Source organism: Actinobacillus minor NM305, from assembly GCF_000175195.1.
Lineage (GTDB): Bacteria > Pseudomonadota > Gammaproteobacteria > Enterobacterales > Pasteurellaceae > Haemophilus_A > Haemophilus_A minor.
Genome location: NZ_ACQL01000089.1, coordinates 1 through 8,946 on the forward strand (window position 1 = coordinate 1; position 8,946 = coordinate 8,946).

Consider the following 8,946-nt stretch of genomic DNA (forward strand, 5'->3'; position numbering starts at 1 on the left):
GCCCGCAGTTGTACGAGGACGTATAGGATTGTAGCACTGCGAAATGAGAAAGGGAGCTACAACCAAGTGTTAGCCACTAATTTAATATCTTGAATTGTAGCACTGCGAAATGAGAAAGGGAGCTACAACCTCATTTTTAAACCAAAAAATGCAAATTTTATTGTAGCACTGCGAAATGAGAAAGGGAGCTACAACTTTTTGGGGCTTGTCTAAATAACTTACTGCATTGTAGCACTGCGAAATGAGAAAGGGAGCTACAACTACATTGTTACAAGTAAGCGGTTAGTTAATATTGTAGCACTGCGAAATGAGAAAGGGAGCTACAACCCCTTGAGGAAGCTAAGCACCTACACCAATATTGTAGCACTGCGAAATGAGAAAGGGAGCTACAACAGTAGATTATAAAGAGCTTTTAGAGCCTTTATTGTAGCACTGCGAAATGAGAAAGGGAGCTACAACTGGCGATGTAGGAGAAAAAGCCTCATCTTGATTGTAGCACTGCGAAATGAGAAAGGGAGCTACAACTAGTGAGTTAGACCAAAGTTCGCTTTGGTCATTGTAGCACTGCGAAATGAGAAAGGGGCTATAATTTATTTAATGGAAAAAACTATCACAAAAATCTAATGAATTGACTTGAATAGCGATAATTTGCCCTTATTATGGTAAACTAAGAAATTCAGTTGTAATTGTTAATATTTTTTGAGAGAAAATGGGTAGAAAACGGAGTGCCAGCTCGTCTCGTTGGTTGGCAGAGCATTTTAAAGATCAGTTTGTTCAAAAAGCGCATAAGCAAAAGTTGCGCTCAAGAGCATATTTTAAGTTAGATGAAATTCAACAAACAGATCGCTTATTTAAACCGGGGATGACGGTGGTAGATCTTGGAGCTGCACCGGGTGGTTGGTCACAATATGCAGTTACGCAGATTGGAAGCAAAGGGCGTATTATTGCCTGTGATATTTTGGATATGAACCCGATTGTTGGTGTTGATTTTTTGCAAGGGGACTTCCGTGAAGAAAGCGTTTTAAATGCGTTATTAGAACGTGTTGGCGATGATATGGTGGACGTTGTGATGTCTGATATGGCGCCGAATTTTAGCGGAATGCCATCTGTTGATATTCCTCGAGCAATGTATTTGGTTGAATTGGCTTTAGATATGTGTCGTCAAGTATTGGCACCAAAAGGCAGTTTTGTGGTCAAAGTTTTCCAAGGCGAAGGTTTTGATGAATATTTAAGAGATATCCGAGCAATGTTTACGACGGTAAAAGTGCGTAAACCTGAAGCATCACGAGATCGTTCTCGTGAAGTTTATATTGTTGCGACAGGGTATAAAGGATAATAACCAGTTTTTTTATAACATAGGGGACTAAATCTTGAACGATTTTGTTAAAAACATCGTCCTTTGGGTCGTGGTTGCTGTTGTGATGGTTACTGCATTTGAAGGATTTAATTCAAACTTTGGAAGCAACTCAAACAACACTGTTGCGTATTCAACTTTTTTAAATGATATTAAATCAAATACGTTAAAAGAGGTGGATTTTAAGCGTAATGAAGATGTTATTAGTGTGACCAAAAATGATGGTTCGCAATACCAGACCGTGATGCCGATGTATGATGAATACTTAATGGCGGATTTGGCAAAAACGAACGCAACTGTAACAGGACAACCGGAAGAGCGCCGTGGTTTGTTAACACAAATCTTGATTTCTTGGTTCCCGATGTTATTGCTTATCGGCTTCTATGCTTTTTATATGCGCCAAATGCAAGGTGGCGGCGGTCGTGGCGCATTTAGCTTTGGTAAAAGCAAAGCTAAAATGCTGACAGCAGATCAGGTTAAAACCACTTTTGCTGATGTCGCAGGTTGCGATGAAGCGAAAGAAGAAGTTGGCGAAGTTGTCGATTTCTTACGTGATCCAAGTAAATTCCAGAAATTAGGTGGTCGTATTCCTAAAGGTATTTTAATGGTTGGTCCTCCAGGAACTGGTAAAACACTTTTAGCTAAAGCGATTGCCGGCGAAGCAAAAGTGCCATTCTTTACAATGGCTGGTTCTGACTTTGTTGAAATGTTTGTCGGGGTCGGTGCTTCACGTGTACGGGATCTTTTTGAACAAGCAAAGAAAAATGCGCCTTGTATTATCTTTATTGATGAAATCGATGCGGTTGGTCGCAAACGTGGTGGTGCAGGATTTAGTGGTGGGCACGATGAACGTGAACAGACATTAAACCAAATGTTAGTTGAAATGGACGGTTTTGAAGGCTCAGAAGGCGTCATTATCATTGCGGCAACGAACCGTGCCGATGTACTTGATGATGCTTTAACACGTCCGGGGCGTTTTGACCGTCAAGTTACAGTCGATTTACCGAATGTAAAAGGTCGTGAGCAGATTTTGCAAGTTCACTTGAAAAAAGTACCGCTTGCAGATGATGTTGATGCGATGCAAATTGCTCGTGGTACGCCGGGCTATTCAGGGGCGCAATTAGCGAACCTTGTTAATGAAGCGGCATTGTTCGCTGCACGTAAGAATAAACGTGTTGTGACGATGGAAGATTTTGAGCAAGCTCGCGATAAAATCAATATGGGACCGGAACGTCGCTCTAATACGATGACAGAAAAAGAGATCATCAATACAGCATATCACGAAGCAGGGCATGTGATTGTGGGGTATTTAATGCCGGAACACGATCCGCTAAATAAAGTAACGATTGTCCCTCGTGGTCAAGCACTTGGTTTTGCTCAGTTCTTACCGGAAGGCGACCGTGTAAGTGAAACTTTCACTAAATTAGAAAGCCAACTTTCAACGTTATTTGCAGGACGTATTGCAGAAGGTTTGATTTTTGGTGAAGATAAAATTACAACCGGCGCATCTTCTGACATTCATCGTGCGACTCAAATTGCTAGAGCAATGGTAACACAATGGGGCTTTTCTAAAGAACTCGGTCCAATCTTCTATCAAAATGAAGATGGAATGGGCGCAATCAAAGGTGTTTCAGAAGAATCACAAAAATTGATTGATATTGAAATGCGTAAAATTATTGACCGCAACTATCAACGAGCCAAACAAACGCTCGAAGATAATATGGATATTTTACATGCGATGAAAGATGCGTTATTGAAATATGAGACTTTAGATCGCAAGCAAATTGATGATTTAATGGCTCGCCGCCCAGTAGGCGAACCTTCAGGTTGGAATGATAAACCTGAAAGTGGGGCGAATACGCCAAATTCTTCAAGTGCTAACAATGAAGAACCAGTTAAATCCGATTTAGAAGAACCTAAAGTAGATGGTGAAGTTGCGGATAAATAACGTATTATAAATATATAAAAGACCGAGTTTTTATTAAAAGACTCGGTCTTTTTCTTAAATACAAGCAGACAAAATTCTTTTATAATTTACAAATATAATTTTAATCTAGGGTAAAAGATGAAGCGTTTAATTCTAACGGCAATAAATGATAGTGATGAGATTTGGTATAGCTGCTTTGTTCCATTTATTTTAAGCTTAAGAAAAACGAACTACCAAGATGATATAGGTGTTATTACCTATCATTTGTCTCAGGAGAAAAAAGAAAAATTACAAGAAAATAATATTCTTATTTTTGAAGGTGGAAAATATTTACCTGATTTGTCCATTGATAGAAGTCTCACTGCAGCATCAATTGCTGAAGAATATCACTATGATCAAATAGCGTTATATGATGCAGATATTTGGTTTCCGAAAACGAATCTTACGCTTTTTGATAAATTACAAAATGAACAATCTTTATATGCTTGTTATGATGTTATTTATCCCCCATTTTTAACAATGTGTTTACCAGAGAATGAAAAAGATAAAGCGCAAATAAGATTTGATATCCTTTATCAAGAACAAGGTGGTATTTGGCAGGTTGGTTTATTAGCAGGCACACGTAATGCTTGGGTAAATTATCGAAATTATATTCAACAAAACTTATGTAATTTAGATGGATTCTCAATGGTTTATGGTGTTGATACTACAGTGTTTAATTTCTATGCAATGGATACAGGAAATGTTTGCCATCTTTCGGAAAAATATAACTGTTTACCGCTGTGGGGAATGCGAGTAAAACAAGTGCCGAATGAACCGTTAAATTTTACCTTCGAAGATGAGGCGGTTGAAGGAATTCATATAACAAATTATCACCGTTCTAGTCATGAATATAATTTTCTACATCTAAGAAAACATATCTATTTATCAGAAGGGAAGGCGTTTAGTTTAGTTAGAAAACCTAAACTTTTTTCTCACTGTGGAGAGAGTTTCTCTGCATTACCGCAAAAAGCAGAAAACGCAGTTATGGCAGAAAAATTAGAAACAGTTTCAGTGATTGCTCGAGTGGATAAGGATGGTACGATTTACGAGAAGGGAGATTTGATCTTAGATCTTGAGCAAAATAGTAAATTAATGTTACGAAATCATCAATCTGAGCCTATTACATTTAAATTTTGTTACCACAAAATATTTAATCGGAAGCTACCGATGGCTCATTACGTTTATTTAAATGGTCAATCAAAGTATGTCGGTGAAAATGATTTCTATACAATGACATTGTCCCCTGATGAAACCGTGATTTTTGTTAGTGAAGATATTCGGCATGATGTTGCTGTTCGTTATATTTTTAGAGATGTTAAATTCATTTAAATAAATATGCTGAGAGATATGTATTGAAAAGAAGGTGTTTGTATCCATGACATTGAATTGACAATATAAGTAAAGTCTTTAAAATACGCACGGTTGGAGTTGTGAATTATTCTCAATTCCAGCCGTTTTTTATATTTAGGATTTTCAATGAATTGGCAAACGGAACTCAATAACAGTTTTTATTGGCTTATTAGCTCATTTTTTTGGGTTGTTTTAGGCTTAGTAAGCGTTGTATTTTTATTTAAACGAACCGAACTAGGTTATAAATTTTGGAAAGTTGTTCAACCCTGTTGGTATAAAAGCAATAAAATAAAAACATTAGGGCTAATTGGGCTACTTTTACTCTTGATCCTTTTAGAAGTAAGGATCAGTGTATTAAATACTTTTTTCTACAATGGGTTATATAAATCGCTACAAGATAAAGCGGTAGAGGCTTTCTGGTTTTTTGCTGGGATCAATGCGTTATTAGTACTGGTTAAAATTATTCATTCTATTATTACGTACTTTCTTATACAGACGTTTGAAATTAAGTGGCTTGAAAAACTTAATGCAGAAATGCTAGATCGCTGGCTAGTAAATAAAAATTACTATTTATTACAATATCAAAAAGAATTACCAGATAACATTGATCAACGTATTGAACAAGATGCGACCGCATTTATTTCGGGGACGGTCGAGATGGTTAAAGGTGTTCTGAATTCGATTGTGGCTACCATTGAATTTACGATTATTCTATGGGGATTATCCGGCATTTTAAGTCTCTTTGGCGTTGATATTCCTAAAGGGGTTGTGTTTTTCATTTATATTTTTATTATCCTTGCGACCGTATTATCAGTATGGATTGGTCGTCCTCTTATCAATTTAAATTTCAATAAAGAGAGATTACAAGGGGATTATCGTTATTCGCTTATTCGTGTTAGAGATAATGCAGAGAGTATCGCTTTTTATTCAGGAGAAGAGAAAGAACAGGAGCATTTACGAGATAAGTTTGACTTAATCATTCAAAACCGCTGGCGTATTGTGCGTAAAATGCTGGGGTTAGATGGCTTTAATACAGGGGTAACACAAATTACCATGATTTTGCCGTTAATGTTACAAGCTCCTCGCTTTTTTGCAGGGCAGGCAACATTGGGGGATATGCATCAAACCGTACAATCGTTTAACCGTTTAATGCGGGCATTATCTTTTTTCCGATTGTTTTACGAAGAGTTCACGCTTTATCAGGCTCGATTAAATCGTCTTTATGGCTTTTTTACGACATTAGATAAATTAGACGCAATACCGGCTCGTCAGCCTTATCCTTGCTCAAAAGGATTTTACTTACATAATTTTGGCGTGAAAGATGCAAGCGGTCAGATTTTATTAAAAAATATCAATATCGAATTGCATGCCGGAGATGCTTTGTTAATTCAAGGTGCATCGGGCACAGGAAAAACGACGTTATTGAAAGCGCTTGCCGGTATTTATCCGTTTGAAACCTTTGGCGTGGCGGAGCAAGCTTGCACAGAAATGCCGTTGTTCCTACCGCAAAGACCTTATATGCCACAAGGTACATTAAGAGATGCGATTTGTTATCCGCATTTAAGTGCAAGTGATGAGCAAATAAAACAAGCGATGGAAGTTTGTTGTTTGGAAAAATATGTTAATGCATTAGATTATGATACGGATTGGCAAGCGACTTTATCGCCCGGGGAATTACAGCGAGTCGCTTTTGTTAGAATTGTTTTAACCAAACCGAAATTGATTTTCTTAGATGAAACCACATCGGCACTTGATGAACCGACAGAAGCGATTTTATATCGTACAATTCGCCATCTCTTACCTGAAAGCATTATTATCAGTGTGGGGCATCGTTGTACGCTTCAACAATTCCATAATAAGCAAATTACCTTAGGGGAGTTTAAATGTATGGAATGCCAATGTTAGAATGATTGCAAGCGGTTGAATTTATTTAACCGCTTGCAAAAATTTTATTGGCTTTTTGCTTAAATTTTTGGCATAATCTTGCCGTTTTTATTTCCGGCTTTTGGCAATAAAAACAAGGTATTTATTTTTTAACACTAAAACACACATCTATCATAAAACTGGAAATTGGGGTGCTGCTTATGCGGTTAATTTTCTAGGGTAGATGGAGGCTAAACCCCGTTCAGTCTTTCATAAGTGGCTGGACAAACAACTTTAAAGGAAAATTCTTATGGCACAAGTTTCTATGCGCGATATGCTTAACGCAGGCGTTCACTATGGTCACCAAACTCGTTACTGGAATCCAAAAATGAAACCATTCATTTTCGGTGCTCGTAATGGTGTTCATATCATCAACTTAGAAAAAACTTTACCTTTATTCAACGAAGCGTTAGCTGAATTAACTCGTATTTCAAGCAACAACGGTAAAGTATTATTCGTTGGTACAAAACGTGCAGCGTCAGACGCAGTTAAAGCAGCAGCAGTAGATTGCCAACAATTCTACGTAAACCACCGTTGGTTAGGTGGTATGCTTACAAACTGGAAAACAGTTCGTCAGTCAATCAAACGTTTAAAAGATTTAGAAACTCAAACTCAAGACGGTACTTTTGACAAAATCACTAAAAAAGAAGCGTTAATGCGTACTCGTGAGTTAGAAAAATTAGAGTTAAGCTTAGGCGGTATCAAAGATATGAACGGCTTACCGGATGCAATTTTTGTAATCGGTGCTGATCACGAACATATCGCAATCAAAGAAGCAAACAACTTAGGTATTCCTGTATTTGCAATCGTTGATACTAACTCAACTCCAGATGGCGTAAATTACATCATCCCTGGTAACGATGACGCAACTCGTGCAATCCAACTTTACTTAGATTCAGCAGTAGCTGCAATCAAAGAAGGTAAAGGTGCTAACGTTGAAGCTGAATTAGCAGCAGAATAATCGTTATCTGGAACTAAGGCATAGCCCTTAAATCTATTCGAGAGCAGGGGCTGAAAAGTAATCCCTGCTTTCTCTTATCTAAATTTCATTTCTGAGGATATTAAAATGGCTGAAATTACAGCAGCATTAGTAAAAGAGCTTCGTGAACGTACCGGTGCAGGTATGATGGAATGTAAAAAAGCATTAGTTGAAGCTAACGGCGATATCGAATTAGCAATCGATAACATGCGTAAATCAGGTCAAGCAAAAGCAGCTAAAAAAGCAGGTAACATCGCAGCAGAAGGCGTTATTTTAGCTCGCGTTGCAAATGGTTTTGGTGTATTAGTTGAAATGAACTGCCAAACTGACTTCGTAGCAAAAGATGCTGGTTTCTTAGAATTAGCAAACGAAGTTGTTGATTATGCAGCAGCAAACAAAGATATCTCTATCGAAGCATTAGCAGCACAATTTGAAGAGAAACGTGTTGCATTAGTTGCTAAAATCGGTGAGAACATGAACATTCGTCGTGTTCAATACTTAGAAGGTCAAGTGATTGCACAATACTTACACGGTGCGAAAATCGGTGTATTAGTAGCAGGTGAAGGTTCTGAAGAAGAACTTAAGAAAGTTGCAATGCACGTAGCTGCAAGCAAACCTGAATTCGTAAACCCGGAAGACGTTTCTGCTGAAGTGGTTGCTAAAGAGCGCGAAATCCAAATCGAAATCGCAATGAACTCTGGTAAACCAAAAGAAATCGCAGAAAAAATGGTTGAAGGTCGTATGGCGAAATTCACTGGCGAAGTATCATTAACTGGCCAAGCATTCGTTATGGATCCATCACAAACTGTTGGCGCATACTTAAAATCAGTAAATACTTCAGTTTCTGGTTTCATCCGTTTAGAAGTGGGTGAAGGTATCGAGAAAGTTGAAGCAGACTTCGCTGCAGAAGTTGCGGCAATGCAAAAAATCTAATTCTTACGCTGAAAATACAAAAATCAGGTAGAAATAATCTCATAACAAAGGTTAGATTTATTTAATTTAAGGACTTCCCTTGTTTTTATAGGGGAAGTCCTTTTTGTTTATTGAAAATAAAGCTTACTTTGGGTTTAAAGCAAAATCTATATTTCAGTCAATAGGAATTATTTCAACTTTTAAAAATGTGGAGAAATCCCTATGGCTTTTTTTATCCAAGTAATACCTTTTCTTGATACACTTCTGATAAGACTATTTTCTTTCAAAATTATTTAATAATTCGCCGTTTAATACAGTAATAGTATTATTTTTTAAGAACAAATAAGATAGTAAAAAGCCCTAGCAAAATGCTAGGGCTTAAGCTAGTTCTAATTCGCCCTTTTCGCCTCAATCACATCTTCTAATTGGGTTACTCGAGAGAGGATCTTATTTAGCATA

At 37.4% G+C, this 8,946-nt stretch carries 6 protein-coding genes and 1 CRISPR repeat array; all 6 genes read left to right on the plus strand.

Annotated features, from left to right (window positions below; translation table 11 throughout):
• Nucleotides 1-27 precede the first annotated feature (27 nt).
• A CRISPR array of direct repeats spans nt 28-525; the repeat unit is 36 nt; unit sequence ATTGTAGCACTGCGAAATGAGAAAGGGAGCTACAAC.
• 184 nt (nt 526-709) lie between these two features.
• The 6 genes from rlmE (at nt 710) to tsf (ending at nt 8,508) form a co-directional block, all read left to right on the plus strand.
• Nucleotides 710-1,336, plus strand: coding sequence for a 23S rRNA (uridine(2552)-2'-O)-methyltransferase RlmE (gene rlmE / locus AM305_RS05310; protein ID WP_005614810.1), 627 nt, complete (start codon nt 710-712; stop codon nt 1,334-1,336).
• Between the two features lie 34 nt (nt 1,337-1,370).
• Nucleotides 1,371-3,302 (plus strand): ATP-dependent zinc metalloprotease FtsH, encoded by a 1,932-nt coding sequence (gene ftsH / locus AM305_RS05315; RefSeq protein ID WP_005823786.1) that lies wholly within the window; start codon nt 1,371-1,373, stop codon nt 3,300-3,302.
• 117 nt (nt 3,303-3,419) lie between these two features.
• Nucleotides 3,420-4,652 carry a hypothetical protein gene (locus tag AM305_RS05320; RefSeq protein ID WP_005823788.1) on the plus strand — a complete coding sequence of 411 codons (1,233 nt, stop codon included), beginning with the start codon at nt 3,420-3,422 and terminating at the stop codon, nt 4,650-4,652.
• A gap of 147 nt (nt 4,653-4,799) precedes the next feature.
• Nucleotides 4,800-6,578 carry an ABC transporter ATP-binding protein/permease gene (locus AM305_RS05325; RefSeq protein ID WP_005823790.1) on the plus strand — a complete coding sequence of 593 codons (1,779 nt, stop codon included), beginning with the start codon at nt 4,800-4,802 and terminating at the stop codon, nt 6,576-6,578.
• Nucleotides 6,579-6,846: 268 nt separating this feature from the next.
• Entirely contained in the window at nt 6,847-7,557 is a 711-nt protein-coding gene (gene rpsB / locus AM305_RS05330; RefSeq protein WP_005823792.1) for a 30S ribosomal protein S2, read from the plus strand.
• Nucleotides 7,558-7,662: 105 nt separating this feature from the next.
• Nucleotides 7,663-8,508, plus strand: a complete 846-nt coding sequence (gene tsf / locus AM305_RS05335; RefSeq protein WP_005823793.1) for a translation elongation factor Ts — start codon at nt 7,663-7,665, stop codon at nt 8,506-8,508.
• Nucleotides 8,509-8,946 lie beyond the last annotated feature (438 nt).

Coding starts and splice junctions, on each gene's coding strand:
- rlmE (WP_005614810.1), top strand. CDS start 710: ATGGGTAGAAAACGGAGTGCCAGCTCGTCTCGTTGGTTGGCAGAGCAT.
- AM305_RS05320 (WP_005823788.1), top strand. CDS start 3,420: ATGAAGCGTTTAATTCTAACGGCAATAAATGATAGTGATGAGATTTGG.
- AM305_RS05325 (WP_005823790.1), top strand. CDS start 4,800: ATGAATTGGCAAACGGAACTCAATAACAGTTTTTATTGGCTTATTAGC.
- rpsB (WP_005823792.1), top strand. CDS start 6,847: ATGGCACAAGTTTCTATGCGCGATATGCTTAACGCAGGCGTTCACTAT.
- tsf (WP_005823793.1), top strand. CDS start 7,663: ATGGCTGAAATTACAGCAGCATTAGTAAAAGAGCTTCGTGAACGTACC.